Genomic DNA, 26,103 nt, shown 5'->3' with positions numbered 1-26,103 from the left:
ACAATGATATTGATCGATAGTATTGATTTTCATACAATGAGCCAATAGGAGAAAGTCGATCTACATCTGAAGGAGAACGAACAAAGATTTCTTTGACGTTTTACAACGACATAGCACGATGGAACTCCGCATTAAAGACATAGAAAGTGGTGTACGTTCATGTAGACTATGGTTGCCATAGAGAAACAAAGAAGCATTGGCTCCATTGAATTTTTGCCCATTAATCTATTTGCCTCGGTTATGGGGATCTCGGGTCTATCTCTGGCTTGGAGAGAAGCAAGCAAGTTATTCGGCACTCCAGCCGTTATTTCCGATATTTGCGGGATTATTGCAATCGTGGTATTTATCGCTTTATCCATAGGTTATATATCGAAGTGGGTTCTGTACCCTCAGAAAGTTAAAGGCGAATTTACGCATCCCATATTGGGAAACTTTTTCGGCACGATCACGATTTCAATGCTTTTGCTTTCCTCCGTCGTTGGTCATTACAGCGAAGGTACAGGACAGGTCATTTGGATCATCGGGACGATATTGACCTTGGTGCTTAGCTTTGTTTTCGTATCGCGTTTGTTGAGCGGAAATAACGAGCCGGGGAATACGGTACCGCCTTTGCTGATCCCCGTGGTAGGGACTCTTGATATTTCTGTTGCCGGCGGAACCATACCATTCCGATGGGCGCATGAAATTAATCTCATGACACTTGCAATTGGAGGGATTATCGCTTTATTCTTCCTAATCTTAATCTTTTCCAGGTTGATTCATCACGCACCGCTGCCGTTAGGATTAATTCCTAGCATGATTATCATGATGGCGCCGTTTGAGGTTGGTTTCCTGGGCTATACGAACTATGTGCAGCGAATTGATCCGTTTGCCTCCGTCTTGTTCTACTCCGGTCTGTTCTTGTTTATCGTTTTGTTCTTTAAAGTATTTAAGAAATCGACGGCCTTTAGCGCTTCTTGGTGGGCTGTAAGCTTCCCGATTGCCGCTCTCAGCAACGCTGCTTTGAAATATGCCTTATTCTTGGATTCTTGGCCGTTAATCGCGATTGCCGGAGTTATTCTGGCTTTGCTCAGTGTCGTCCTGCTTGTTCTCTTTATCCGTACGATTAATATATTATTGAATGGCAAATTGCTCAAAGGATAAGCCGGTATGAGGGATGCCGTCATAAACAAAATAACGAACAGCGCAAAGAGGAAGTCCTTCTTTCATTTTACGAGAATCCGCAACCTGCCCTCCATCGCGAATCTCGATGCTTTGTATTCTAGCAATCATGCTGATCCTGCCTTATCGAACGACCGAAGGGTCGCTAGCAAAGAACTTCAATTGCACGGGCATGTTTTTGCCGCTGGAGCAATTCGGCATCGTGCTTGACAATCAGGTTCCGACAAAACCATCTGAAATACGCGAGATCCTGGCGGGAGAAAAAGTAACCGGCATATCCCGGTATTTACAAGCCGTTTATTGCGCAAATAAGGTTGAGGTCCCTGAGAGATGGCGGGAGCTTGCGCGAACGTTTCAGGATTTCAAGGATCGAGTTAACTTGTAGGAACTCACGCATACAGAGGAAGAATTGAGGTCTAAATGCCGAAATGCCGCATATATTGCGGCATTTTTTTATGATCAAGACAGCGCAGAAACCTATTGCCTTTTATGGGGGATATAGGGAGAATAAAGGGGTTGATAGAGGAGGCTGACCTATGAGTATGAGATTCATTCAGGCACGTACCGAGGAAATCAAGTACCACGAGAAGTTCTACGCCGAGAACGAATTGTTTGCGCCCGGAACATGGCTGGCTAGGCCAGTCAAAGCCATTATGGATACTTTCGGTTTACTGGATCCTCATGACGTGCGCGTATTGGACCTCGGCAGCGGCGTTGGGAGGAATTCCATTCCGATTGCGCAAGCGATTAAAGCTTATGGCGGCACGGTAACAGCGGTTGATCTAATTCCTTCAGCAGTCGAGATTCTGCAGGAGAACGCGAGAAAATATGAGGTGCGCGATAATCTGAATGCCATCGTCGCGGATATTGAGGAGTATCGGATCTCCCCGCAATCTTATGACTACATCATCGCTTGCTCTGCGCTTGAGCACGTATCTGCGGAAGAAGCCTTTCGCCGGGTTGTTGCAGGGATGATTGCAGGCACAAAGCCTCACGGGATCAATGCGATTCTGATCAATACGCAGTCTGAGGAGCTTGATTGTAGTACGGGCGAAGTTTCGGAAGGCTTCATTGAATTGAATCTGGCAACAGGCAAAGCTATCTCGTTATTGAAAGAAATCTATGGCGATTGGGAAATTATTGTTGAGCGTGTAATCCCCCAGTCTATACAAGAGATCAAATACGGGAAGCCTATCGAGTTTCGTGGCAATTGGCTGACCTTTATTGTTCGCCGTTTAAGCTAAATCCTTGGGTGGAGGTCCATTCTAATGATGGTGTGGAGAAAGTATGGATGCACGCGTTAGCCGCCTATTCTCGTTTGTTACGTTAAGGTTGAAATCGCTCGTTTACTTCGTGACATACTGTCTAATGAAAACGGTAATATTGAGCCATATACTAGACATATATAGCAAGTGAAAGAAGGGCAGGCGACTGGTATGACTAAGTCTCAATCAACTGTCAGGAAGCTGCGAAATTGGATAGGCGGACAATGGGTGGAGCCGGTGGGAGACCGTTATGAAGAGGTGCCAAACCCGGCAACAGGAGAGCTGCTTGCACAGGTTCCTTATTCCGGGCAAGAAGATGTGGAACAGGCAGTGGCGGCAGCGCAGCAAGCTTTCGAACAATGGCGTGAGGTTGCCGTTCCGAGAAGGGCAAGGATCCTCTTCAAATATCAACAGCTGCTGACCGAGCATTGGGAAGAGCTTGCCAGATTGATCACGACAGAGAACGGTAAAAGCTACACGGAAGCGCATGGCGAAGTGCAGCGGGGAATCGAATGCGTGGAGTTCGCTGCGGGGGTACCTACCTTAATGATGGGCAGTCAGCTGCCCGATATCGCAACCGGCATTGAGTCCGGAATGTACCGCTATCCGCTTGGCGTTATCGGAGGAATTACGCCGTTTAACTTTCCGATGATGGTGCCCTGCTGGATGTTTCCGCTGGCCATCGCTTGTGGTAATACCTTTGTATTAAAACCCTCCGAGCGCACGCCGATTTTAGCGAGTCGTTTGGCGGAGCTGTTCAAGGAGGCGGGATTGCCGGATGGCGTACTCAATGTCGTGCATGGCGCGAGGGATGTGGTCAATGGATTGCTGGAAAACAAGCGGATCAAAGCCATATCCTTCGTTGGCTCGCAGCCGGTGGCGGAGTATGTGTACAAGACCGCAGCAAGTCATGGCAAACGTGTGCAGGCACTCGCCGGAGCGAAGAATCACTCGATCGTGATGCCCGATGCGGATATGGAGCTTGCGGTTGCCAATATTATTGCGGCGGCTTTTGGCTCCGCAGGAGAACGCTGCATGGCCTGCTCGGTTGTTGTTGCGGTCGGCGATGCGGCGGATCAGCTGCAGCAGCGGCTCATTGAAGCAGCCAATCAGATTAGGATTGGCAATGGTCTTGAAGAGGGGGTATTCTTGGGGCCGGTCATTCGCCAGGAAAACAAAGACAGAACGATCCGCTACATTGAGCTTGGCGTCGCCGAAGGAGCACGGCTCGTCCGTGACGGACGGCTGGACGCGGTAAGCGAAGAGGGATATTTTATCGGCCCTACGATCTTCGATTACGTTAATCCGGACATGACCATCTGGAAAGAAGAGCTGTTTGCTCCCGTACTTGCGATTGTACGGGCGGACACGCTGGAAGAGGCGATAACGATTAGCAATCAATCGGAGTTCGCGAATGGCGCCTGTCTGTATACGGACAGCGCGAGGGCCATTCGCAAGTTTCGGGAACAAATAGATGCCGGCATGCTGGGGATTAATCTAGGCGTTCCCGCGCCGATGGCCTTTTTCCCGTTTTCCGGGTACAAAAATTCCTTCTATGGCGATCTTCATGCCAACGGGCGTGATGGCGTCGAGTTCTATACGCGCAAGAAAATGGTAACTGCCCGATATTAATGATTATGGGTTAATGGAGAGGAGTGCGCAGCGATGTCTATCAATCAGGAAGAAGCGGATCTGATTGCCAAGGACCGACAATATGTATGGCATGCCATGACCCCGTATAATGAGCAAGTACCTCCAATGGTCGTCACCGAAGGGAAGGGCTCGTGGATTACGGATAACCGGGGCAATCGTTATTTGGACGGCATGTCGGGATTGTGGTGCGTCAATGTAGGTTATGGCCGGGAGGAGCTGGCACGTGCGGCATATGAGCAGCTCAAGCAGTTGTCCTATTACCCGCTGACGCAAAGCCATGAGCCGGCTATCCGTCTGGCGGAGAAGCTAAACGAATGGCTGGAGGACGATTATGTCATCTTCTATTCCAACAGCGGCTCCGACGCGAATGAAGTCGCATTCAAGATTGCAAGGCAGTACCATGAGCAGTCGGGCTCCCCAAGCCGATACAAGTTTATCTCCAGATACCGGGCGTATCACGGCAATTCCATGGGAGCGCTCGCCGCAACCGGGCAAGCTCAGCGCAAATATATGTACGAACCCCTTGCGGGAGGCTTTCTCCATGTCCGTCCGCCGGACAGCTATCGTCGTCCTGAGGGAATGACCGTTGAACAATTTAACCTGCAATGCGCGCAAGAGATGGAAGAGGCAATTGTGTGGGAAGGGCAGGAGACAATCGCTGCAGTCATTATGGAACCGGTGATTACGGGCGGTGGAGTTATCGTGCCGGAACCCGTCTATTTGGAGAAGGTCCGTGATATCTGCACGAAGTACGGTGTCCTCCTCATTATGGATGAGGTCATTTGCGGCTTTGGACGCTCGGGCCGGAAGTTTGGCCATATGAATTACGGCATCAAGCCCGACATCGTGACAATGGCGAAAGGCCTGACCAGCGGGTATTTGCCCTTATCGGTAACGGCAGTGCGCAAAGAAATTTATGAAGCCTTCAAGGGCAAAGAGATGTACAGCCACTTCCGTCATCTGAATACATTTGGCGGATCACCGGCAGCTTGCGCTCTCGCATTGGCTAATCTCGAGATATTGGAGCGGGAACAGCTGGTTGAGCGGTCGGCAGCTCTTGGCGAGCGTCTTGCGAGAGAGCTTGCGAATCTGAAAGAAAATCCGATTGTTGGGGATATACGGAGCTTTGGATTCCTGATGGGGATCGAATTGGTTAGCGATAAGCAAACGAAGGAGCCGTATCCGTTGTCCGGAGTAGTCCGAATCATTGGCGAGTGCAAGGCGAAGGGGCTTATTATCGGCAAAAACGGCGATACCGTCGCAGGCTACAATAATGTGCTTACGATCAGCCCGCCGTTGTCATCTACTGATGAGGATGTAACCTTTATTATTCAAACGCTTAGAGAAGTGTTCGCCGCTATATAGTAAAAGAAAAAACAAAAAAAGCCTGATCGCTATCAAGCTTCCTGCGTGATTGCTCTATGGTCGGGACGACACGATTTGAACATGCGACCCCCTGGTCCCAAACCAGGTGCTCTACCAAGCTGAGCTACGTCCCGGAAAAAAATGGTGCCGGCGATAGGAGTCGAACCCACGACCTACTGATTACAAGTCAGTTGCTCTACCAACTGAGCTACACCGGCATATTGTTTTGTATCGGGCACAAAACGTATTATGCCACAGCTTGTACGGATTATGCAAGCCCTTTTTTGAAAAAAATTTAAAGCTTCTTGGCCTTGAAATGAACGACCGCGCTGTAGAGCATTTTTCCTGTTAGGGAATTAAATGCGGCTTGATGTTGCACGTTATGGACTTGCAGCAGCAATGCTTTGTTATTCTCGATTTGCTGCTCGATCTTCAGCTCCAGCGTGCGCAGATCGCTGGCTTGAAAGAACTCTACTTTGTCATCAATCAGATCCAACCGAAATTCCATCCTGCATGACCCCTGTCTATATCATAATGAATCTATTATAACGTCTCCGCTTACGGTTTCAAAGAGATGAGACTAAAGTCCGGATGGATGGGAATGATGTCAATTTTTGTTTACAAATAGGTAGATATATCCTAAACTAGTCCTTGTGTCGAAAATAGTCGTAAATAAACTGAAAAAGGCAAACTTGCCGAAAGGCAAGGACGCAAAGTTATGGGCCTAATGTTGGATAGTCAACGATGGCTGCCAGACCGCCGGACGCAGGACATAGTGCCTTAATCAGCTATCCGTGAAGTCTATGGCCGGATAGCTTATTCTTTTTTCAGTGACAGCGAGGAGAGACGGACTAGGATGAAGGAACGGGTTAAGAAGGCATTACAATGGCTGAGTACTAGAAATCAGCTGCTCGGGGGCAGACGGAAGATAGGAGTCCGATTGCTTCTGTTAACCAGCATCATTACATTGTTTAACGTTGTGGCAGGCGTATTTATTTACACGCAAAACCTTTCGGTATCCCATGCGGTAAAAGACGCAAATACGTTAACAAGCGCGCAGCGCGAGTACGAGGGGATATCCAATACGCTGCTTCAAACGCTGCTCCTCATGATTAACTCCATCGAGAATAACAATGACAGCGAGAACGCAACGGTCGTTGATCCGAAAGAGCGTTTGGCAGACATGTCAAGTCAGATCGAGCATTTGAAAGAAACCTTCGCTAAGCTTGACCGCATGTTCCCGGCAGGGGAGGGGCAGCAGACTTATATCGGACAGGCTAATATTTATGAGATTGCCTATAACGATTTGAAGAGCTCCAATGTCACGCAGTTCGAGAATATAACAGCGGAAATGAAATCAGCCCTCGTGCTGAGACTTGTAAATATTTATTTGAACGAGCTGGAATTTGCGAACCAGAACGTGAATGCCCGGATTACGGTAGACGCTACGCAAACGGACGAGCAGCTATCCAATAGCGTTGATACGGCAAATATCATTATCCTGATTAACGTTCTCCTGCTGGCCGTTATTCCATTCCTGTTCACGATTGGGCTCGTGCGGAGCATTAAAGCCGGTCTCCAAGGCATTATGGGCCGAATTGATGCTTATCAGCATAATGATTTCACCTATAACAAAACGCTGGGGCGCAAGGATGAATTTGGCGATATAGACCGTTCCCTTGCGGCAATGGGCGATAATTTGAGGGCAACCGTTAAAGCCACGCTTAGCGTCAGCCAGACCGTGCTTCAAATGTCGAACCAGATGGGCGAGATGATCGGGCGCAACCGTACGGCTTCCGAAGAAGTCAAGGGGCAGATTGATCTGGGAACAAAGGTTCTTCTCTCCCAATACGACGATGCTACCTCGATCTCTGCCGTAACGGAGCAGATCTCGGCAAGCTCGCAGGAGATTGCGGCATCGAGCGATTACATTAACAAAGACATGCAGCAGATGAGAGACGATTCACATACGGGCTCGGTAGATATGGAAGGCGTTGTGCATATGGTTAACCAGACGGTAGAGCAATTCAACCAGGTAACCGAAGCCTTCAACCGCATTACAGAGCGCTACAGCAACGTATCCAAATTCCTGCAGAGCATTCAGGACGTAAATACGCAGACAAACCTGTTGTCGCTGAATGCCTCCATTGAATCTGCGCGTGCCGGCGAGCATGGACGCGGGTTTGCGGTTGTAGCGGAAGAGATCCGCAAGCTGTCGGGTCAGACTGACTTGATTTCGAAAAATATTTCGAAAGAAATGCATCTGATTCAAGAGGACGTCGCATCGAGCAGCAAGAGCATGGGAGCCTTTGCCGAAGTTATCTTCTCCACGAAGCAGGCATCCCTTGCGGCAAGCGATGTGTTCAAGGGGCTGGAGAAACAGAGCCATACCCTGTCTGAACAGGTTAGCGAAATCTCGACGGCGATTAATGAAATTACAACCGGCATTACCCATATCGTCACTGCGGTGGACAAGCTCTTGAGTACCTCTTCGGATGTAAACGGCAAGATGGAGCAGATGGGGCATTTGTCCGTCGAGCAGAATAACATTTCCGATAATCTGCAAGGCATGGCGCAAAACCTGCAGCAATCCTCGTACGAGCTGAAAGAGAAAGCGGCAATTTTCAAAGTATAATTACTTATACCAATAAATATAAAGGCTGTTATCCAGCGGTTATCGTAAAGATGACTCGAGGAGAGCAGTCTTTGTTTTTGTTTGCGCAGCTTATTTTCGTAAAAACTGGATAATTTTATGCAGTCCGCTTTACATTACTAATGATCTAGTGTACTATTCAACTATAACACTAATACAAAAGGAGCGGCGCTATGACAACGGCTAAGATTACGAACCCGTCGATCGTGCTTCAATTGGACGGTTTAACGAAAAAGATCGGCGGCAAGGCAATTGTGGACGGATTGTCCTTTGATATTGCGAAAGGTGAAGTAGTAGGTCTGCTTGGGCCAAACGGTGCAGGCAAAACAACAACGATGCGTATGATCGTAGGTCTGATCGGGATGACGGAAGGGGATGTGCGGATCTGCGGACAAAGCATCCGAACCAGCTTCGAGCAGGCGATCCGGCATGTCGGAGGAATCATTGAAAATCCGGAGTTCTATCCGTATATGACAGGCTACGATAATTTGAAGCAGTACCAGCGGATGACGGAGGGAGTAACCGACGCGCGGATCCAAGAGGTTACGAAGCTTGTCGGGATGCAGGATGCGCTTGGCAAAAGGGTGAGGGCTTATTCGCTAGGCATGCGCCAGCGCCTTGGTATCGCGCAGGCATTGCTGCATGAGCCCAAGCTTCTCATTCTGGATGAGCCGACGAATGGTCTGGATCCAGCGGGGATTAAGGAGATGCGCGAATATTTGAAGCAGATTGCGGAGTCCGAAGGCATCGCGATTCTGGTATCCAGCCATCTATTGAGCGAGATTGAGCTTATGTGCAGCCGGGTTATTGTTATTCAGGAAGGTAAGCTTGTGACGGTACGCTCGCTTGGCGAGACGGAGGCAACGAAACAAAAGATGCTCTCTATCTCGATGCAGGTGGGCAATGCCGGGCAGGCTCAAGAGGTCATCGGCCAGACGGAGGGCGTAACGATCGCTCAGACCGATTCCTTCACGAACCGGATTACGATTCAGCTCCAGCATGATCGGATTCCTGAGCTTGTAGCAAAGCTTTCGGCTGAAGGCGTTGCGATATACCGGATTGAAGAAGTTCGCGCCACATTGGAAGAAGAGTTTATGAGGCTGACGGGAGGTAACCGCATTGCGTAATTTTACGGGATTGTTAATCAATGAGTGGCTCAAGCTCAGCAAGAAGAGATCATTCTTCGTTGCATACGCCATACTGGTTGTAGTTTTCGGAATAATGGCTTTTGCCTTCTATAAACTCTCGCCTGAAGGTGTCTCGTCAACGGTCGATTTCGCAACCGGCACGATCATGCTTCAAGCGGCGGGGCAGCTTGTGCCTGTTCTTGCCGTTCTTGCGGCGGCAGGCAGCGTTACGCAGGAATATCGTTACGGTACCATTAAGTTTCTTCTGATCCGGGCGCAAAGCCGCCATAAAATTTTGGCCTCTAAATACCTGATTTCAATCGTTTATGCCCTTACGCTGGTCGTTACGACTGCCGTCCTTGCCGTTGCGGCGGGCTACATCGTCTACGGCGGCGGGGCAGGGGAATCAACATGGACGGATTTTCTGATTAATGTTGCCAGCCTGTCCGCCTACTCCATCGTGTTCGTCACGCTGACTTTTATGATCGGTATCCTGACGAAGTCGAATGGCGCGGCGATCGGCATCGGAATTTTCTCCATGATGGTAGGAAGCCTGCTCGTTATGCTGCTTTCCCGTTATACGATTACGAAATATTTGCTGTTCGCGAATACGGACTTGTCGGTCTATCGCAGCGACGCAGTGCCGATTGAAGGGATGACGCTGGCATTTTCCATTGTTGTGCTGCTTGTATATATGGCGCTGTTCCTATCCGTCAGCTTCGCCGTATTTAAGAAACGCGACATCGCGTAAGCGGGCGTTTCTTGGCCGACAGAAGGAAAGGAGAAACTACACCCGTGACAATTGTATTTGACAACAATATGCCGATTTATATTCAGATTATGAATTATGTGAAGAAACAGATTATTGCCGGCAAGCTAAACCCCGGCGATAAGATCGAATCGGTTCGGGATCTTGCTCTTGAGCTGCAGATTAACCCCAATACGATTCAGCGGACGTTCCAGGAGCTGGAGCGGGAAGGCATTGTAGAAACAAGACGAGGACTTGGCCGATTTGTGACCAGTGAGGAGTCAACGATCATGCAGATAAAGAAAGAGATGGCGGGAGAGCTGTTAGATAGATTTGTGCAAGGGATGAAGGAGCTTGGCTTTGAGAAGGACGATATCATTGCCATCGTGAAGGATGCCGTGAAAGACGGCAAAGCGGAAAGCCGTCCTGACAGGAGTGAATAAGAGACGTGGAATCGATCTTGGAGCTATCGGGAGTAACAAAGACTTACGGAGCCAAGCGGGCGCTTGACAATGTTTCCTTCAAGGTGCAGCCAGGGAAGATCATTGGCTTGCTCGGAAGTAACGGCAGCGGCAAAAGCACGCTCATGAAAATAGCCGCAGGCCTTATGCAGCCATCTTCGGGGCAGCTGCTTATCTGCGGGGAGTCAAGCGGTCTGCGGACAAAAGCATTGACCTCTTTTATGCCGGATAAGCCGCTGACCGAATCCTGGATGCGCGTGAAGGATGCGATTGGCTTTTATAAAGACTTTTACCTGGACTTTGATGCGGCGAAAGCCGACGAAATGCTGCAATTCATGAAGCTGCAGCCATCGGATAGAATCAGTACGTTGTCCAAAGGAATGAACGAGCGGCTGCAGCTGACCTTGGCTTTGTCCCGCAACGCTAAGCTGTATCTGCTGGATGAACCGATTGGCGGCGTAGATCCGGTTGCCCGCGAGAAAATACTGGATGCAATCGTTAAATATTACAATGAGGACAGCTGCTTGATCGTGTCCACTCATCTAGTGCGGGACATTGAACGGATATTTGATGAAGTCGTGTTAATTAAGAACGGAAGCATTGTCCTGCAGGAGGAAGTGGAGACAATCCGATTCTCGCAAGGGAAAAGCGTGGATGAGCTGTTTAAAGAGGTGTTCGCGGAATGATGAATTTGCTTAAGCTGGTCAAATATGATTGGAAACGGAACGCAGGCTTTCTGCTTATCGTGGGAACCTTGTTTGTACTGGCCGGAGCCGGGGTTACGGTATACAGCGAGATCAAGAACCTGGAGAAGGATCTGATTTATGTATTTACCTTTCTCATTTATTTGGCCATATCGATCACGCTCTGCGTAACCGTCTGCAGGACCTATGAGCGTAATCTCCGGTACTTTAACCGGCGGCTTCTTCCTCTGCCTGCTTTGTATACGGTTCTGTCGCCGCTATTGCTCGGAGTTGCGGGTCTAGTTGTCATTGGAATGATTGGCGCTCTCCATCTGATTGCGCTTGGAGCCGTTGTTGGTAACGTACATTTAAGAGTAATTGATGTTCTGGCAGACAGAGGCTTCTGGGCCATGATGATGTCCAGTATCCTGTTTGTCTTCCTGATCTTTTTAAGCATAACGGCGGCGAAGGTATTCAGGGGGAAAAAAGGCTCCTGGATCGGCGCGGCTCTCTTTATCGCCTTGCAGGTATTGATTCAGTGGCTGGAACAAAAGCTGTTCCCGAGCATGAACATCTCGACGGATCAATTCTTTGAATCCGTGAACGTGAGAATTACCGATTCCTCGGACGCTGTCGTGCATGTACAGGCAACCGTACCGAATTTCTGGGGACCGCTTATTTTTGAAGCAGCCGTTATTGCCGTTCTGATCTATGTAATGACCTATTTGATTAACCGGAAAATTCAAGCTAAAGGATAGGAGATAGGATAGAGCTTCTTCGGGTGCCGAGCGCCCAAAGAAGCTCTTTTTTTGTCAGAAATTGATGCTTTCGCCCTATTCTTTCAGTTGACGGTCAATTGCCGAAAGTGTTTCAATTAGGTTTGAATGGTTTGGTCGGAAGAAGGAGAAGGGAGAGACAAGCAGCTTGAATAACATCATGAAGCAGTTTATGAAGGCATCGCGTATTCGCGTCCTTCCGGTTATGCTTATTCCCGTTGCGCTTGGTGCTTTGGGAGCTTTTGTATGGGATGGGAACTTTGATTTTTGGTTGTTTGTACTTACGTTAATCGGCTCGGGAGCCGCTCATTTGTTCTCGAATATGATTAATGATTTGTGGGACTACTACAACGGAACGGACGAGGCTGCCAAGCAGGCAGAAGGAGTCATTTCGACGAATTCCGGATATTTGACGAACGGAACATGGAGCATTCGCACGTTTGCGGCGGTTACCTGGGGCCTGTTCGGTATCGCGGCGGTCAGCGGTATTATTCTGTCCATAATCAGCGGCTGGCCGGTGATTGTATTTGGCGGACTTGGCGGGCTGATCGCTTATTTCTATGTTGCGCCGCCGATTCGCTTTGGTTACCGCGGCAAAGGGTACAGCGAGATCGCTATTTTGCTGTCGTTTGGTATTTTGCCCGTTGCCGGCGCTTACTATGTGCAGTCATCGCAGCTGGATTACCGGGCGTTGCTGTTATCCTTGCCAATCGGCCTCTTGACGACGCTTATCTTGTTTAATCATCATTTCCTGCACTGGCAGGCGGACAAGCAGGCCGGCAAAAATACACTGGTGGTGGTATGGGGAGAACGGCACGCGCTGGTCTTCTCCAGATGGCTGCTTGTTCTGGCTTACGCATCGCTGCTTGTCTGCGTCTTTACAAGCGCGCTTCCTTGGTATGCCCTACTGGGCCTGTTGACGGCTATCCCGCTGTATGCGGTATACGGCAAGCTGAAGGAGCATAACCCGTCTCACGCTTATTTGCCTCTGATGGGCGGTTCCGTCAAAGCTACAAACCGCTGCGGCATGATTCTCATTGCTGCGTTGGTTATTCAAGGCCTCTTGTAAAGAGGGCCATATTTTATAGAAAGCCGAGGAATAACTGGAAAATGAGCAAACAATGGGTACTTGGAGACTTTGATACCATTCTTGACGAAGGCAAAGTATGGACGATTGGCGGCTTCCCGCTCCCGGACGGATCATTCTGGCAATACCGTGAACCGGATGCGGTTGTTATTGTCCGCAATGGCATTCTGTATGTCAGCGCGCCTCTTAGCCGCAAGCATGACAAGATTCAAATCTTGGACAACGCCAAGCATATGTATTATTCGGCAAAGCCGGTTGAAGTGCCGGAGAAAGGCGAGATCAGCTTTGAGCTTCAGATTCGCGCCCGCTCGCAGAACACCGCCCCCGGCGACCTGTATGACGGTTATGCCTCGCTGAATCTGCTTGACTTTACAACGGGCGGCGCGCTTGATTTCTTCGCGGGCAACGACAAATACGCCAGCGTATATGCCGTTCTGCCATTCCCGGGTGTTCCGGTGCCCGTATCGGACAAGACGAGATTTTTCTGCGTATTCAAGGAATCCACCGAATTTGAGGCGCGTGAATTCAATACGTACAAAATTACCTATAACCGCGAGAAAGACGAGATTGTTTTCTTCGTAAACGGTACAGAAGTACGCAGAGAGCATAACGTTCCCGTGAAATTCAACCAGTTCACCGTAGCGCTTGGCATTATGACTGAGAAGGATCTGACGCCGGAGGGCAGCGTATCCGTTCATGGCCAAACCGTTATAGGGGAGTATTCGCCAATAACAATTAAGATAACCGAATAAGATCGTTAAGCCGTCCCGAGAGGGGCGGCTTTTGCCTGCTGACAGCCTGGGGCCAATCATTAACACATATATAAGACAGCGTATTAGACAAGATAAGATATGCTTGACATAGCATTCAGTATATTGTATTGTTACTAACATAAAGAAAGTTACTTATAATTCACTTAGGAGGCATACAAAAATGTCAAATACTACTACCTCTAAATCGCTGATTGAAGCGGTAAAAGCAAGACGCACTTATTATGCAATCAACAACCAATCGCCAATTTCGGACGATCAAATCATCAGCCTTGTACAAGACGCTGTTAAGTACTCCCCTTCGGCTTTCAACTCCCAAAGCGCGCGTGTTGTCGTGCTGCTCGGCGAGAACCATGATAAGCTTTGGAATATCGTGAAGGAAGCCCTTCGCAAAATTGTGCCTGCCGATCAATTCGCTTCCACTGAACAGCGTGTTGACAGCTTCAAAGCCGGCCACGGCTCGGTGTTGTTCTTCGAGGACACAACGGTTGTTGAAGGTCTGCAAAACCAATTCCCAAGCTATGCCGACAACTTCCCGAAATGGTCGCAGCATTCTTCGGCAATCGTTCAATACGTGGTATGGACGCTGCTTGAGGAGCAAGGTCTTGGCGCTTCCCTGCAGCATTACAACCCGCTGATCGACGAAGAAGTGAAGCAAGCTTGGAACATTCCGGCTAGCTGGCAGCTGATTGCGCAAATGCCGTTTGGCACGCCAACTGCCGAGCCAGGCGAGAAAGCATTCCAACCTATTGACGAGCGCGTGAAAATTTTCAAATAATAATCGAGGAAAGCAGCTCCTTCAGGCGAAGGGGCTGCTTTTTCCATGCAATCCTCGACAGTACTAGCCGATATAGTTAAAAACATGTACAATAAAAACCGATACATCATTTATACCCTTTATTATTCGACAGGAGGACCATATGAGTATCGACACCCGCACGCTCTCGCGGCTGCTCCAGCTGCAGCTTTCGCCAACCTTGGATTTCCAAACCGCGGTAAATCCGCTTGATCAGAATAGCGGCGATGGCCAATCATCGATGTTTGATCTGTTGCTGTCGCAATATATGAACGGTGATTTTGCAGACGCGGCAGGTATGGATCAGTCCGTGCTTGCTTCGGATTCGCTTGCCAGATTGTCGAGTCTCCCTAATCTGTACAATGCAGGATTAGACGGCGGGGCTGAAGCAGCATACAGCTCGCCAACCGACTATGACGCATTCATCACGAACGCCGCAGCCAAATACGGCATTGATCCGGAGCTTATTAGAGGAGTTATCCGAACGGAGTCCGGCTTCAAATCCGATGCTGTCTCCTCGGTCGGGGCGAAAGGACTGATGCAGCTGATGGATGCAACTGCCCGCAGCCTTGGCGTAACGAATTCGCTGGATCCGCAGCAGAACATCGACGGCGGATCGAAGTATTTATCCTATCTGCTGGGTAAATACAACGGTAACGAACAGGTGGCGCTTGCCGCTTACAATGCAGGCCCGGGTCGCGTGGACAGGCTTGGCATTTCAACGGACAGTGAGCTTCAGGCTAACCTGAACAAGCTGCCGGCAGAAACGCAGCGGTACATAAGCAAGGTGCTCGAGGCCCGCTATTAATCCGCAAATTATTGAATTCCGACATTCTGTTTGGAGATAAAACCTGCCTCTAATCGAGGTCGCTCATCTTTGAGCGGTCCCGATAGAGGTTTTCTCATTTTATATGAAGGTGTTGAGATTATGCTGTATTTCGATCATTGCGCTTCAACCCCGCCTTATCATGAGGTCGTGGATACGTTCGCGGAAGTTATGAAAGCTCACTACGCCAATCCTTCCTCCATTCATCAGGCGGGTGCCGAAGCCGATAAGCTGATTGCCCGCTCGCGATCCCTGCTGGCCGAGCAGTTCGGGGTGAAGGCGGAGGGGTGGCTGTTCACATCAGGCGGAACGGAAAGCAATAATCTCGCGCTCAAAGGGGCTGCCCGGCAATTCCGCAGCCGCGGCAATCATCTGATTACTTCCCAAATTGAGCATGCTTCCGTGAACGATGCCTTTCGTCAGCTTGAACAAGAAGGCTTCCGCGTAACTTATTTGCCAGTCAGCGCTACCGGTCATGTAGATCTTAAGCAGCTGCAGGCTGCTATTACCGAAGAGACGACGCTCGTCAGCATTATGCATGTGAATAATGAAGTGGGCTCTATTCAGCCGATCGAGCAGATCGGCAGGCTGCTGTCCCAATTCCCCCGTATCTTGTTCCATGTGGATGCGGTGCAAAGCATCGGCAAGCTCCCGGTCAAGCTGAAGGAATGGAGAATCGATCTGCTCAGCGGATCAGCCCATAAGCTTCGCGGACCTAAAGGCGTCGGATACTTGTATGTACGGGAGGGGCTGCAGCTGCAGCCGCTTCAATCCGGAGGCACGCAGGAGCGCGGCATGCGGGCAGGTACGCAGAACGTACCCGGCATTGTGGCTTCCGCTAAAGCGCTGCGCATGAGCATGCAGGCCGAGGAGAAGAACCGATCCCGCATGTACGAGCTTCGGGAGAGGCTGATCGAGAAGGTAGCCCGGATTCCGGAGCTGAAGCTGAACGGAAGCGCGGATGCGGCTCTCATGGCGCCGCATATTGTACATTTTTCTTATCCCGGCATGAAGCCGGAGGTTATTGTCCATATGCTGGAGCAGCATGGCGCCATCGTGTCTACCAAGTCGGCATGCTCCTCGAAGGATAACAAACCCAGCCGGATCCTGCTCGCTATGGGAGCATCTCCGGGGCATGCCTCCGGAGGAATCCGTATCAGCTTTGGAGACGAACATACCGCGCAAGATATTGACAAGCTTGCTGATATGCTGAGCCAGACCGTTGCGCAGCTGAAGCCGCTTGAAAGGAGCAAAACGTAACGTGATTTACGATAAAATAATTGTCCGTTATGGCGACCTCGTCATGAAAGGACGCAACCGCAATCAATTCGAGAAGCGTATGCTGCAGCAGATCAAGCTTGCTTTGCAAAGCTTTCCTGCTCTGACTTATGCCAAGACTTTCGGCCGCCTGACGGTCAGCTTGAACGGAGAGCCGTTTGAAGCGATCGCAGAGCGCCTGAAGGATGTTTTCGGCATTATTTCCTTCAGTCCGGTTATCGGGGTGGAGAACGAGCTTGAGCGCATTCAGGCAGCTGCCCTTCAACTGATGGAGGGGCTTGAGCAGACGCCGGCGACTTTCAAAGTCAGCGCCAAGCGCGCCTGGAAGCCATACCCACATACTTCTCAGGAGATGAATCATCTGGTTGGCTCGCATGTGCTGCGCGCCTTTGCGGATTTGAAAGTGGATGTCCGGAATCCGGAAGTGGATCTGCGCGTCGATATTCAGGAGGAAGCCACGTACATTTACAATACGGTCATTATGGGGGCAGGCGGGTTCCCGTTTGGCTCCAACGGCAAAGCCATGCTTCTGCTGTCAGGCGGAATCGACAGTCCGGTTGCGGGGTGGATGGCAATGCGCAAAGGGCTGGAGCTGGAGGCCGTGCATTTCCACAGCTATCCGTTCACGAGCGACAAGGCGAAGGAAAAGGTTATTGATCTTGCCAGAAGGCTTTCTTACTATGCCGGAGCGCCGCTTAAGCTTCATCTGGTGCCCTTTACCGAGATCCAGACAAGGCTCGTGCAGGCGAAGCAGGACAATATGATGATCACGCTGATGCGCCGCGCCATGCTTCGGATTACGGAGCAATTGGCTGAGAGAAACGATGCAGGCGGTATCGTGACGGGCGAGAGCCTTGGCCAGGTGGCAAGCCAGACGTTAACCAGCATGAACGTGATCGGCAGGGCAACGGTGCTGCCGCTGCTGAAGCCTCTCCTTATGATGGACAAGCAGGAGATCATTAACGAAGCGGAGCGGATTGGAACGTTCGCGACTTCCATTCTTCCGTATGAGGACTGCTGTACGCTGTTCCTGCCGAAATCGCCGGCCACGAAACCGAATTTGAACGTTGTGGAGCGGGCGGAATCGTATATACCGGAGCTCGAGCAAATGCTGCTTGAGGCAGTCGAGCGCACGGAGGTGCTGGAGCTGACACCGGAAACGCAAGCTCCGGAGGAAACAGCCGGGGAAGACCGCTGGTTCTAAATACAAAAAAAGCAGAGAGCCCTTAAAGGGCTTCTCTGCTTTTTTCTTGAACGTCTTGCTTCTTGCGGCTATTCGTGAATAGACCAACAGCGATAACAAGAATAATGATCAGGACCAGGAAGGACCAATAAATGGCGGGTCTTTCCTCGAAAAACTCCTTGAACGCTTTTTCGTGAGTGATCATCTTGGCGGCTGTATAAGCAAGAACACCGGAGCCGAGATATACGATCCACGTAAATTTGTTGATGAGTTTAATGAAGAGCGTCGAACCCCATACGATAACCGGTACGCTGATTAACAGTCCCAGGACAACGAGCAGCGTGCTGCCGTGCGAAGCTCCTGCTACGGCAATAACGTTGTCGATCCCCATTGCCGCATCGGCGATAATGATGGTTTGAACCGATTGCCAGAGCGTGTTGCCTGCCTTCACATTATGCTGATCCTCTTCCTGAACAAGCAGCTTATATGCAATCCACAGAAGCAGGATACCGCCAGCCAAGTGAAGCCAAGGCAAATCGAGCAGCTGCACCACTACGACAGTAGCAATAATCCGGATGCCAATCGCGCCTGCCGTACCCCAGAGAACGGCTTTCTTCTGCTGATGTATCGGCAAATTGCGAGCGGCCATGCCTATGACAATGGCGTTGTCACCTGCCAGGATGAGATCGATAAAGACAATGTTGAGCAATGCTAGCCAAAATTCTGCTGTAAAAAAATCCATGATTCATGACCCTCCCTTCTTGCAAATCCTCTTATCGTCTTGAAGACTTCATTATCTACGCAAGAGGGACGGGGATGGATTCATTTTTTTTTTTTTAGGACATCCTTTCATAAAACTTGTCCCTTTTTCATACAGCTTGTAAAAGAGGGGGCGAACGCAAAGTGGATAGTGTGCTTACTTTTCTTCAAATTGTCCTGATTAACCTGCTGTTAAGCGGAGATAATGCCGTGGTCATTGCAATGGCCAGCCAGCAGCTTCCGCCAAAGGAGCGCAAGAAGGCTGTCTGGTGGGGAGCTCTTGCCGCAGTAGGGCTGCGATGCCTGCTTACGCTTGCAGCCATCTCGCTGCTCCAGATTCCTTACCTGCAGGCCGTCGGCTCACTGCTCTTGCTGTATATCGCCGTAAAGCTCCTTGCCGACGCCGGACAGGAACACGATGGGGATCTGAATATGTCCAGCAAGAAATCCAAGTCCTTGTCCCAGGCGATCCGCACGATCGTTGCGGCGGATTTCATTATGAGCCTGGATAACGTGCTGGCGATTGCCGCGGTGGCTGACGGCGATACGGTGCTTATTCTGCTTGGGATTGCGCTTAGCATTCCGATGATCATTTGGGGAAGTCAGCTGCTTGGAACCTTATTGCATAAATTCCCTCCGTTTGTTTATATTGGGGCGGGACTGCTGGGTTACGCGGCAGGAGGAATGCTTGTCCATGATCCCGGCATGGATGCCTTGTTATTCAACGGATCAAGAGCAGCGGCAGAGATGATACCGCTTTTATGCATACCGTTTGTCGTGATTATTGGTTTATTGAAGCGCAGAACTTAATCCATTTTCACAAACCGTTCACAGGTGAACGGTATTTTTTTGCAATGTTCCTTCTGTTCCCGCTGGTATTTTCATCGCAGTTCCTTTAAACTATGATAGATAAAAACTGGCGTCTTTCGTCATGTATGGGGGTAGACGTTGTAAGGAGCGGAACGCAAATGCCTAATAACAAATATTCCGCTGGAATTATTGTGTTACTAGCTGGGGTCGTTATTTTACTGGGCAAGCTTGGTGTATTCAGCTTTTTGGGGGCTATTTTCTGGCCGCTGCTCGTCCTCATTCCGGGAATTTTGCTGCATGTTTTTTATTTCGGCAGACTTCTCCCCGCGGCAGTACTTGTTCCCGGTGGAATACTAACCGTGTCTGCACTGCTGTTTATGGTTTGCAACATTTTTGGATGGGATGCACTGAAATATTTGTGGCCGCTGTTCCTGCTTGGCGCAGCTGTCGGCCTTTACGAATATTATTTATTCGGCTCGTCCCGCCCGCGATTTGCGCTTACGGCGTCTATAGCATTAGCCGTTGCTTCGGCTGTTTTCCTGCTGCTTGTCTTATTATGGAGCTGGGGAATTTATCTTGTTGCGCTTGTATTAATGGTTGCCGGAGGCTGGATGGTAATCACGAATCGATCGCGTCGCTGGTAAGCGTTGCAAGGAAAGAAAGAAAATTAGAGAAAATGGAGTGGATTATTAGTTATGCAAGCAAGAGAAAACATCCGGAATATTGCGATTATCGCTCACGTTGACCACGGTAAAACAACATTGGTTGATAAGCTGCTGCAGCAATCAGGTACATTTAGAGAGCATGAAGCTGTACAGGAGCGTGCAATGGATTCCAACGATCTGGAACGCGAGCGCGGTATTACCATCCTGGCGAAAAATACGGCGATTACGTATAAAGACTATCTTATTAATATCGTCGACACACCTGGGCACGCGGACTTTGGCGGCGAAGTAGAACGGATCATGAAGATGGTTGACGGCGTATTGCTCGTTGTTGACGCGTTTGAAGGCTGCATGCCGCAAACAAAATTCGTATTGCGCAAAGCATTGGAAAGCAACCTTACGCCAATTGTTGTCGTCAATAAAATTGACCGTCCGAATGCCCGCCCTACGGAAGTTATTGATGAAGTGCTTGACCTGTTCATTGAGCTTGGCGCCAATGACGATCAGCTGGAGTTCCCGGTTGTTTATGCTTCCGCGCTGATGGGTACTTCCAGTCTTGAGTCCGAACCTGAGAAGCAAGAAGACAACATGCAAGCTTTGTACGAAACCATTGTAAGCCATATCCCGCATCCTACGGAAACGGTTGATGAGCCGCTGCAATTTCTTGTTACTTTGCTTGATTACAATGAATACCTGGGTCGTATCGCAGTTGGCCGCGTAAACCGCGGTATCGTCCGTCAAGGACAAACCGTGGCGGTCATCAACCGCGAGGGCGCTGTGAAGCAGGCCCGCATCGAGAAGCTGTTCGGCTTCCAGGGACTGAAACGTGTCGAGATTGAAGAAGCAGGCGCTGGTGACATCGTTGCTATCGCAGGTATTAAGGACATTAACATCGGTGAGACGATTGCTGATCCTTCTAAGCCCGAAGCTCTGCCTGTATTGAAGATTGATGAGCCTACTTTGCAGATGACATTCCTTGTTAACAACAGCCCGTTTGCAGGCCGTGAAGGTAAATGGGTAACATCCCGTAAGATTCGTGAGCGTTTGTTCAAAGAGCTTGAAACAGACGTAGCGCTTCGCGTAGACGAAACAGACAGCCCGGACGCCTTTATCGTTTCCGGCCGTGGTGAACTTCACCTTGGTATTCTGATTGAGAATATGCGCCGTGAAGGATTCGAAATTCAGGTTTCGAAGCCGGAAGTAATTATCAAGGAAGTTGACGGCGTTAAATCCGAGCCGTACGAACGCCTCCTGATTGACGTTCCGGAGGATAGCATGGGCGCCGTTATGGAAAGCCTTGGAACACGCAAGGCCGAAATGGTCAACATGATCAACAACGGCAATGGCCAAGTTCGTCTGGAGTTTATTATTCCTGCACGCGGCTTGATCGGTTACCGTACTTCGTTCCTGACATTGACGCGCGGCTACGGCATTATGAACCATGCTTTCGACAGCTACGGACCGCTTGCGGCAGGAGTTGGCGGACGTCACCAAGGCGTACTCGTATCGAGCGAGACAGGAACATCCACCTTCTATGGCATGTTGGGCGTAGAAGACCGCGGTATTCAATTTGTTGAGCCGGGTACAGAAATTTATGAAGGCATGATCGTTGGCGAGCATACCCGCGATAACGACATCATCGTAAATATCTGTAAAGAGAAAGCACTGACTAACGTACGTTCTGCTGGTAAAGATGATACGGTTAAACTCAAAACTCCACGTCTGTTCTCCCTTGAACAAGCGCTTGAGTATTTGAATGACGATGAGTTCTGTGAAATTACGCCGAAGTCGATTCGTCTGCGTAAGAAAATCTTGAACAAGAGCGAGCGCGAGCGTGCCGAGAAACATCGCAAAACCGCGCAAGCAGGCGTATAATCACCAGGCAGGCTAAGGGGGTCACGGCATGCAGCAATGGTTGAGCGACCATCACGCCGTTTCGTATTTGCTTATTCTTGGATTTACGATTTATATCTTCAACAAAGTGTTCAGGGCGAACAATCAGAAGCTTCCGATTTTGAAAGAAGTGCTTGTTTACATCCTGATGGCCATTGGTTCGTTTGTACTGATGATCCTTCAGGTCGACAAGCTTCCTATCGTGCAATGTATGGGAATCGCCGTGCTGATGATGCTGATGCTTCGAGGCCGGCAGCTTTATGACAAATGGAAAAATAACCGGGCCGGCAGCGGCGCCGTAAAGGAAGCTGATTCGGGCAAATGACGTTTGATGACGCCTTGTTCAACTGGCTGCAGATTCATATCGTAGCCGAAGACCGGCCGGATGATCGGGCGGCGCTGGATACCCGTGACTTTTTCGCGCAAATTTTGTCGGAAGATCACGGGGTAACCGGCACGCAAATTTCGGCAACGGATGCGACGATGGTTCATGTCAGGTATGAACGCAACGGGCGCACCAAGCTGCAATTGTATCCGCGGGAAGCTGCCGAGCAGCTTCTCGTTGATATTCGGTCGAATCCGAAATATAACTGACATGAAGGTGATGATCTTATGACGCAAGGCTCGGCTGCACTGCCACCTCGGGGAGCAAATGCCAAGGCCGCTCCAAGATCGCCTAAGCCACCCAAGAAGAGACGCGTGTTGTTGAAGGTAGTGTTGCTGCTATTATTAGCTGTTATATTGTTAATCGCAGCATACGTCGGATTTTTGGCTAACAAGGCGAACAAAGCGATTAACACTAGTAGTACCGTATCGAATAATGACGTTAAGATTCCACCTGCAGAATCCGTTAAGAAGAAAGCGGTGGGTATGGTATTGCTTGGCCTTGATACAAGGGCGAAAGGCGGCGGTATGAATACCGACGTTATGATGGTTGCTGTATTCAATCCTAATACGAAGTCGGCGACCGTAATTTCTATTCCCCGTGACTCCTTGCTTCAGCTTGAAGGATATGGCGAGCGGAAGGCAAATGCCAATTATGCCACCTTCTTCAGTCAGGCCCGCTCGGAAAAAGGGATGGATAAGGAAGCTGCCGAGGAAGATGCAAAGCGTGCGATTCGAGATATGCTCGGCAAATTCTTTGGCGTAGATCTGTCCTACACGGCCGTGGTTAACTTCAAAGGCTTCGAGGATGTCGTAGACGCACTTGGCGGTATTGAAGTTAACGTCGACATGGATATGAAATATGTCGATACGTATGACGGCACGAATATCAATCTGAAGAAAGGTCTTCAGACATTGGACGGAGACCAGGCGCTGGACTTTGTCCGTTACCGGAAGTCCAATGACGGCAGGAATATGTCCAGCGACTTCGACCGCAACAAGCGCGAGAGCGAAGTTGTTGCCAAGATCGTTGACAAGATGAAGTCGCTTGGCGGCATTGCGAAGATGGGCGATGTGATTGATTCCGTAGGCAACAATATGGAGATTGATATGCCGCCTAAGGAAATCCAGAACCTGATGAAGACGTATTTCGGGATCAGCAGCTCGGATGTTCAGTTCATTCCGCTTGAGGGCGTTTGGAAGAGTCCGTACGTTTACCTGGATGAGGCCAAGCTGAGCGAAGCCCGCGCAGCTTTGCAAGCGAAAATGGCTGAATAACCATAGACTGTCGATTCGTTTACCGCTATAATAGGTGTACGGATATGATTCCTTTCTGAGGAGGCCATGCGATGCCCGAAGCCGTAACCGCGACATTCACGCTAATGAGAAGAAGAAAAAGCGGTGATGAGAGCTTGAGAAGATTCTTGAGCCTTGCGGCTGACGACTGCACCTGTGTGCCGATCTCGGTATGTATCCAGGCGGTATTGAATATGATGTTGACAGGCTTGTCCATTGGGACTTACTGTCATAAGGAAAGCCTAGTGAGTTAATCACTAGGCTTTTTGTGTCTTTTGCGGCGGTATACAAGCTAATGAAGTTTGTGTAAATTGTTTGCCCGCTGCTGTACTTCCGGATCCTGTGGCATAACCTCTCTAGGGATCTGTGGTACGATCCGGCCGATAATGTCGGCCATCTCTTCCGCGAAGCCGGTAATCGGCCTGCCGCGGCGGATATCCGCACCGATTTCGTTCAGCCGCTGTGACAAATCCATATCGGCTGTTACGATAGCATCAATGCCGTAGGGATCTTTATGGAAAGCTTCGGCGACGGAATATTTGATAGTGCCGACTCTGGAGCGATCAAGCTTGCTGTCGACATCGATCCCAACTACGGCGGTGTTTCCGAGCACTACGCAGTGCGCGTTCGTAACACCTTTGATGCCCATGGCCAGCTGTTCCAAATGGCTCGCGACCTGTTCGGAATTCGAAATCTGCTTCTTCTGAGGACTTGTCTGCTGAGCGCGAACAGAGCCATTATTTTGAGGAGAGGGTGATGTTTCGTTTCGAAGGGCGGTGCTGCAGCCTGCTGTAATTGCCGCAATAGCAATCGCCGCAATAAGTTTCCGGTACATGTAGGTTCCACCTCTTTTATCTTGTTGCAGATCGTCTAATCAACTTTAGTGTACCCGCAGCCAAGTATGGCTATGTATACCTATCTATTGAATGACCGACGCCGGGAGGGTTCTCATGAAAAAAATATTCGTGCTCGACACTAATGTGCTGCTTCATGATCCGCAATCGCTCTTTGCCTTCGAGGATAACGAAGTCATCATTCCCGCGGTGGTGTTGGAAGAAATCGACTCCAAGAAGAGGCTGGCAGACGAACTAGGGCGCAATGCGCGTTCCATATCCCGGTTGCTCGACGGTATGCGGGTGGATGGCCATCTACACGAAGGCATAACGCTTCCTAACGGCGGACTGTTAAAGGTGGAGCTTAATCATCGGAGTTTCATGCGCGTGCAGGAGATGTTCGGCGAGATGTCCAATGACAACCGGATTCTTGCGGTAGCGCTCAACTATCACTTGGAACAGCTGGAGCAGCAACAAGCCAGCACTGTCGTTCTTGTAAGCAAAGATGTGCTTGTCCGGATTAAAGCGGATGTGCTGGGCCTCAAAGCTCAGGATTATCTGTCCGACCGGACGGTGTCCACGACTGATTTTTATGCCGGCTACGAGACCTTGTTTGTCCATCCGTCTGTTATTGACGAGTTTTATACGTACCGGTTCCTGACGGTCAAGAGCTTGCAGCATATTGCAAGACTGAAGCCAAATGAATTTGTAATCCTGCGGGATGAGATGGGGACCTCCAAATCAGCCCTGCTGAAGGTCAGTCAGGACGGTATACGCCTAGAGCCGTTGTTCTTAAGCAATGACCCGATATGGGGAATAACAGCTCGCAACGCCCAGCAGCGAATGGCTCTTGAGCTGCTGCTCAACGATGAAATCCCGCTTGTCACCCTAACCGGCAAAGCAGGTACGGGCAAGACGCTGCTAGCGCTTGCCGCAGGCCTCTTAAAGGTAGAGGATGAGCATAAATACAAAAAGCTTCTGATTGCCCGTCCGGTTGTGCCGATGGGGAAGGATATCGGATACCTGCCTGGCGAGAAGGAAGAGAAGCTGCGTCCATGGATGCAGCCGATCTACGATAATCTGGAGTACCTGTTTGATACTAAGAAATCAGGCGACATTGATAAAATATTAATGGGGCTTGGCAGTATTCAAGTCGAAGCGCTCACTTATATCCGCGGCCGCTCGATTCCGGGGCAGTTCATCATTATCGATGAAGCGCAAAACTTAACGAAGCATGAAGTGAAAACGATTGTCTCCCGTGTCGGGGAGGGCAGTAAAATCGTCCTAATGGGAGATCCGGAGCAGATCGACCATCCTTATCTCGACGCGGTAAGCAACGGACTTACCCATATCGTGGAGCACTTCAAGAGCGAAGGGATAAGCGGTCATATTACGCTGGAAAAAGGCGAGCGCTCCAAGCTCGCTCAGCTGGCAGCGGATCTATTATAATTTTTCCGAAAGAAGCGGTGCCGGGAAAATCCCAGCACCGCTATTTGCTGTTTAAAGGCAGAGGTTAATAGGGCGAACGGAGTAATTCAAATGATTCTGTAGAAGTGTAACGTTCGCATTTGTGAGAAGATTCCTACACTGTCTATACTTAAATCGATGGAATCCACGAGCAATGGCGATCG

General features: G+C 49.8%; 28 protein-coding genes, 2 tRNA genes and 1 riboswitch. Of the genes, 24 read left to right on the top strand and 6 right to left on the bottom strand.

The genetic code is table 11. The features are described from left to right. The first annotated feature begins 168 nt into the window (after nucleotides 1-168). Nucleotides 169-1,143, top strand: a complete 975-nt coding sequence (locus M3194_RS03810; protein WP_251651688.1) for an SLAC1 anion channel family protein — start codon at nucleotides 169-171, stop codon at nucleotides 1,141-1,143. Here the strand turns inward: M3194_RS03810 and M3194_RS03805 are convergent. Continuing rightward, the gene (locus M3194_RS03805; RefSeq protein WP_251651687.1) at nucleotides 1,114-1,272 is read right to left on the bottom strand and encodes a hypothetical protein; all 159 of its coding nucleotides are present in this window, start codon (nucleotides 1,270-1,272) and stop codon (nucleotides 1,114-1,116) included. The genes M3194_RS03810 and M3194_RS03805 overlap by 30 nt on opposite strands. A 425-nt stretch (nucleotides 1,273-1,697) precedes the next feature. Here M3194_RS03805 and M3194_RS03800 point away from each other — a divergent pair, with 425 nt between their 5' ends. The 3 genes from M3194_RS03800 to M3194_RS03790 all read left to right on the top strand — a co-directional run bounded on the left by M3194_RS03800 (nucleotide 1,698) and on the right by M3194_RS03790 (nucleotide 5,444). After that, nucleotides 1,698-2,405 (top strand): class I SAM-dependent methyltransferase, encoded by a 708-nt coding sequence (locus tag M3194_RS03800; protein WP_251651686.1) that lies wholly within the window; start codon nucleotides 1,698-1,700, stop codon nucleotides 2,403-2,405. Between the two features lie 192 nt (nucleotides 2,406-2,597). Next, a complete protein-coding gene (locus tag M3194_RS03795; RefSeq protein ID WP_251651685.1) occupies nucleotides 2,598-4,058 on the top strand; it encodes a CoA-acylating methylmalonate-semialdehyde dehydrogenase in 1,461 nt (486 codons plus the stop codon). Nucleotides 4,059-4,091: 33 nt separating this feature from the next. Further along, nucleotides 4,092-5,444, top strand: a complete 1,353-nt coding sequence (locus M3194_RS03790) for an aspartate aminotransferase family protein (RefSeq protein WP_251651684.1) — start codon at nucleotides 4,092-4,094, stop codon at nucleotides 5,442-5,444. 57 nt (nucleotides 5,445-5,501) lie between these two features. Here M3194_RS03790 and M3194_RS03785 read toward each other — a convergent pair. The 3 genes from M3194_RS03785 to M3194_RS03775 form a co-directional block, all read right to left on the bottom strand. After that, nucleotides 5,502-5,578, bottom strand: a tRNA-Pro gene (locus M3194_RS03785). Between the two features lie 8 nt (nucleotides 5,579-5,586). After that, nucleotides 5,587-5,662, bottom strand: a tRNA-Thr gene (locus M3194_RS03780). Between the two features lie 77 nt (nucleotides 5,663-5,739). Then, nucleotides 5,740-5,952 (bottom strand): YrzA family protein, encoded by a 213-nt coding sequence (locus tag M3194_RS03775; RefSeq protein ID WP_251651683.1) that lies wholly within the window; start codon nucleotides 5,950-5,952, stop codon nucleotides 5,740-5,742. Nucleotides 5,953-6,119: 167 nt separating this feature from the next. Then, nucleotides 6,120-6,208: riboswitch (cyclic di-GMP riboswitch) on the top strand. A 92-nt stretch (nucleotides 6,209-6,300) separates the two neighbouring features. On the opposite strand from M3194_RS03775, the gene M3194_RS03770 reads away from it, so the two are divergent. The 12 genes from M3194_RS03770 to thiI all read left to right on the top strand — a co-directional run bounded on the left by M3194_RS03770 (nucleotide 6,301) and on the right by thiI (nucleotide 17,853). Beyond that, nucleotides 6,301-8,079 carry a methyl-accepting chemotaxis protein gene (locus tag M3194_RS03770; RefSeq protein WP_251651682.1) on the top strand — a complete coding sequence of 593 codons (1,779 nt, stop codon included), beginning with the start codon at nucleotides 6,301-6,303 and terminating at the stop codon, nucleotides 8,077-8,079. A gap of 191 nt (nucleotides 8,080-8,270) precedes the next feature. Next, a complete protein-coding gene (locus M3194_RS03765; RefSeq protein ID WP_251651681.1) occupies nucleotides 8,271-9,224 on the top strand; it encodes an ABC transporter ATP-binding protein in 954 nt (317 codons plus the stop codon). Beyond that, entirely contained in the window at nucleotides 9,217-9,975 is a 759-nt protein-coding gene (locus M3194_RS03760; protein WP_251651680.1) for a DUF2705 family protein, read from the top strand. The genes M3194_RS03765 and M3194_RS03760 overlap by 8 nt, the downstream gene beginning before the upstream one ends. A 44-nt stretch (nucleotides 9,976-10,019) precedes the next feature. After that, nucleotides 10,020-10,415, top strand: coding sequence for a GntR family transcriptional regulator (locus tag M3194_RS03755; RefSeq protein WP_251651679.1), 396 nt, complete (start codon nucleotides 10,020-10,022; stop codon nucleotides 10,413-10,415). Between the two features lie 5 nt (nucleotides 10,416-10,420). After that, on the top strand, nucleotides 10,421-11,119 hold the full coding sequence (locus tag M3194_RS03750) for an ABC transporter ATP-binding protein (protein WP_251651678.1): 699 nt from the start codon (nucleotides 10,421-10,423) through the stop codon (nucleotides 11,117-11,119). Continuing rightward, nucleotides 11,116-11,874, top strand: a complete 759-nt coding sequence (locus tag M3194_RS03745) for a hypothetical protein (protein ID WP_251651677.1) — start codon at nucleotides 11,116-11,118, stop codon at nucleotides 11,872-11,874. Before M3194_RS03750 ends, M3194_RS03745 begins: the two co-directional genes overlap by 4 nt. A 166-nt stretch (nucleotides 11,875-12,040) precedes the next feature. Continuing rightward, a complete protein-coding gene (locus M3194_RS03740) occupies nucleotides 12,041-12,961 on the top strand; it encodes a prenyltransferase (protein WP_251651676.1) in 921 nt (306 codons plus the stop codon). Nucleotides 12,962-13,002: 41 nt separating this feature from the next. After that, on the top strand, nucleotides 13,003-13,731 hold the full coding sequence (locus tag M3194_RS03735; RefSeq protein ID WP_251651675.1) for a DUF6081 family protein: 729 nt from the start codon (nucleotides 13,003-13,005) through the stop codon (nucleotides 13,729-13,731). A gap of 181 nt (nucleotides 13,732-13,912) precedes the next feature. Beyond that, the gene (locus M3194_RS03730) at nucleotides 13,913-14,527 is read left to right on the top strand and encodes a nitroreductase family protein (RefSeq protein ID WP_251651674.1); all 615 of its coding nucleotides are present in this window, start codon (nucleotides 13,913-13,915) and stop codon (nucleotides 14,525-14,527) included. A 142-nt stretch (nucleotides 14,528-14,669) separates the two neighbouring features. Continuing rightward, complete coding sequence (locus tag M3194_RS03725; protein WP_251651673.1) at nucleotides 14,670-15,353, top strand: lytic transglycosylase domain-containing protein; 684 nt, start codon at nucleotides 14,670-14,672, stop codon at nucleotides 15,351-15,353. A 120-nt stretch (nucleotides 15,354-15,473) separates the two neighbouring features. Then, nucleotides 15,474-16,631: a cysteine desulfurase family protein gene (locus M3194_RS03720; protein ID WP_251651672.1), complete on the top strand. Its 1,158-nt coding sequence runs from the start codon at nucleotides 15,474-15,476 to the stop codon at nucleotides 16,629-16,631. Between the two features lies 1 nt (nucleotide 16,632). Beyond that, nucleotides 16,633-17,853, top strand: a complete 1,221-nt coding sequence (gene thiI / locus M3194_RS03715; RefSeq protein ID WP_251651671.1) for a tRNA uracil 4-sulfurtransferase ThiI — start codon at nucleotides 16,633-16,635, stop codon at nucleotides 17,851-17,853. A gap of 22 nt (nucleotides 17,854-17,875) precedes the next feature. On the opposite strand, the gene M3194_RS03710 is transcribed toward thiI, so the two are convergent. Beyond that, nucleotides 17,876-18,574 (bottom strand): TerC family protein, encoded by a 699-nt coding sequence (locus M3194_RS03710; RefSeq protein ID WP_251651670.1) that lies wholly within the window; start codon nucleotides 18,572-18,574, stop codon nucleotides 17,876-17,878. A 161-nt stretch (nucleotides 18,575-18,735) separates the two neighbouring features. On the opposite strand from M3194_RS03710, the gene M3194_RS03705 reads away from it, so the two are divergent. The 7 genes from M3194_RS03705 (at nucleotide 18,736) to M3194_RS03675 (ending at nucleotide 23,893) form a co-directional block, all read left to right on the top strand. After that, entirely contained in the window at nucleotides 18,736-19,401 is a 666-nt protein-coding gene (locus M3194_RS03705; RefSeq protein ID WP_251651669.1) for a TerC family protein, read from the top strand. Between the two features lie 158 nt (nucleotides 19,402-19,559). Further along, nucleotides 19,560-20,045 carry a hypothetical protein gene (locus M3194_RS03700; RefSeq protein WP_132306326.1) on the top strand — a complete coding sequence of 162 codons (486 nt, stop codon included), beginning with the start codon at nucleotides 19,560-19,562 and terminating at the stop codon, nucleotides 20,043-20,045. Between the two features lie 51 nt (nucleotides 20,046-20,096). Then, nucleotides 20,097-21,941, top strand: a complete 1,845-nt coding sequence (typA, locus tag M3194_RS03695; protein WP_251651668.1) for a translational GTPase TypA — start codon at nucleotides 20,097-20,099, stop codon at nucleotides 21,939-21,941. A 28-nt stretch (nucleotides 21,942-21,969) separates the two neighbouring features. Beyond that, the gene (locus M3194_RS03690; RefSeq protein WP_251651667.1) at nucleotides 21,970-22,284 is read left to right on the top strand and encodes a YlaH-like family protein; all 315 of its coding nucleotides are present in this window, start codon (nucleotides 21,970-21,972) and stop codon (nucleotides 22,282-22,284) included. After that, nucleotides 22,281-22,553, top strand: coding sequence for a hypothetical protein (locus M3194_RS03685; protein WP_251651666.1), 273 nt, complete (start codon nucleotides 22,281-22,283; stop codon nucleotides 22,551-22,553). Before M3194_RS03690 ends, M3194_RS03685 begins: the two co-directional genes overlap by 4 nt. Before the next feature lie 18 nt (nucleotides 22,554-22,571). Beyond that, nucleotides 22,572-23,621, top strand: a complete 1,050-nt coding sequence (locus M3194_RS03680) for an LCP family protein (RefSeq protein ID WP_251651664.1) — start codon at nucleotides 22,572-22,574, stop codon at nucleotides 23,619-23,621. A 71-nt stretch (nucleotides 23,622-23,692) separates the two neighbouring features. Beyond that, nucleotides 23,693-23,893 carry a hypothetical protein gene (locus M3194_RS03675; RefSeq protein WP_251651663.1) on the top strand — a complete coding sequence of 67 codons (201 nt, stop codon included), beginning with the start codon at nucleotides 23,693-23,695 and terminating at the stop codon, nucleotides 23,891-23,893. 38 nt (nucleotides 23,894-23,931) lie between these two features. On the opposite strand, the gene M3194_RS03670 is transcribed toward M3194_RS03675, so the two are convergent. Beyond that, on the bottom strand, nucleotides 23,932-24,474 hold the full coding sequence (locus M3194_RS03670; protein WP_251651661.1) for a YhcN/YlaJ family sporulation lipoprotein: 543 nt from the start codon (nucleotides 24,472-24,474) through the stop codon (nucleotides 23,932-23,934). Between the two features lie 115 nt (nucleotides 24,475-24,589). Between M3194_RS03670 and M3194_RS03665 the strand changes: the two genes are divergently transcribed. Further along, nucleotides 24,590-25,921, top strand: coding sequence for a PhoH family protein (locus tag M3194_RS03665; protein ID WP_251651659.1), 1,332 nt, complete (start codon nucleotides 24,590-24,592; stop codon nucleotides 25,919-25,921). Nucleotides 25,922-26,103 lie beyond the last annotated feature (182 nt).

It is taken from the genome of Paenibacillus glycanilyticus, from assembly GCF_023715145.1.
Lineage (GTDB): Bacteria > Bacillota > Bacilli > Paenibacillales > Paenibacillaceae > Pristimantibacillus > Pristimantibacillus glycanilyticus_A.
This window is presented reverse-complemented; position numbering and strand designations above follow the sequence as displayed.